The following is a 1,340-nucleotide window of genomic DNA, read 5'->3' on the forward strand; positions in this document are numbered from 1 at the left end:
ATTGGCCTGAACGACCTGAAGAAACGACGACTGCGCGCCCTGCTCCCGGCCCCATGCCAGCATGCGCTGGATCAGCTGGAATCAAACCCCCGCTCCCGGAAATCAGGATGTGTCACGATATCGTACAGGCCCAGCCATCCCTCTTGAATGACGCCGAGTCCGGCGGCTACCGTCTCACTCCCTTGCAGTAACAGGAAAAATCCCTGCTTGAGCGGAGTTGAGGCCAGCGTGTGCGCCAAGACCGATTGCCCGTGGCCCGGTATTCCGTTCATAAGGGACATCTGCTCGAGCCAGCCGGTATCCAGCCGGTCCCGGAACACGACATGAAGCCCCAGGTCAGCCACCGGTGCCGTTTCTCGCTGAAGATCCAGAATCCGCACGCTGGATAGGTCCACCTGAATATATCCCCGCCCGGCGAGACGTTCATCCAGATCAGACGGCATAACATAAGGAGTCATCTTGAAAATGACCGGCTGACCGGCATCCCGGTAAAACCGTTCGGCGGCGGCGATACTGCCTTCCACATCGCAGCCCGGGTCCAGGTAAATCGGACTGACCGAATTCGCCCGCTTCGTGTATCCGTCCGCATAGCGGACCAGCCAACCGTTCATCTGAGCGGAATACTTGGCCGGCCACGTGTTGATCGTGATTTCCTCCAAAAACTTATACATGTATATCGCTCCTTCAGTATCTTACGGATAAATATACATTTAAACTCATAAATATTCAATTCCCAAACAAAGCTGCATAGTTCTCCGTCACCTCTCGGTAAGCCTCCGGCGTCCCGATGTCATAACTCGTTCCCCGTGCCCGGTATGCGGCCATCTCCTTGCGCTGGCACAGCCACTCAGGGAAATATCCAGGTGCATCCGGCTGATTCCCTTCATTCAGATATTCGCCGATGAGAGGCAGCGTGTCTTTGCGGTAAATGTACACGGCGAGCACGCCGAGATTCGTCCGGGGATGCGCCGGCTTTTCCTCGAAAGACAGGACGGTGTCCCCCTCATCAAGCTGGACGACGCCAACCCGCTGCAATTCCTCCGTACGTTCCATCGGCTGCACGAGGATGCAGTCGCGCTGCCGTTTGTAATAATAGTCGACATACTCCTGCAGGTCGAACGTAAACACGTTGTCCCCGGCCATGACCAGAAGGTCTTCTTCCATTCCCATTTCCTTTACGGCAAACGCCATGTCGCCGACCGCTCCGAGCCGGTTCTCTTCATGTGTGGAACCATCGTCGAGTACGCGCACCGGTACGCTACATTCGCGCGACTCGGCCCATGCCCGAAATGCGGAGGCAAACCTGTGGTTGCTGACCAGTACGATTTCCGAAATGCCGC

At 56.6% G+C, this 1,340-nt stretch carries 2 protein-coding genes; both read right to left on the reverse strand.

Annotated features, from left to right (window positions below):
* Positions 1-71: 71 nt before the first annotated feature.
* Positions 72-671 (reverse strand): GNAT family N-acetyltransferase, cg3035/Rv0428c family, encoded by a 600-nt coding sequence (locus CPT76_RS17160; protein ID WP_105443702.1) that lies wholly within the window; start codon positions 669-671, stop codon positions 72-74.
* A 55-nt stretch (positions 672-726) separates the two neighbouring features.
* Positions 727-1,340 (reverse strand): nucleotidyltransferase family protein (locus CPT76_RS17165; RefSeq protein WP_105444117.1); only part of this gene is annotated, 614 nt, incomplete at its 5' end.

Source organism: Paenibacillus sp. AR247, assembly GCF_002968895.1.
Taxonomy (GTDB): Bacteria; Bacillota; Bacilli; order Paenibacillales; family Paenibacillaceae; genus Paenibacillus_AQ; species Paenibacillus_AQ favisporus.

What these genes read in the sequence shown, in the direction of transcription:
- CPT76_RS17160 (WP_105443702.1), bottom strand. Translation starts at nt 671, where the DNA reads ATGTATAAGTTTTTGGAGGAAATCACGATCAACACGTGGCCGGCCAAG.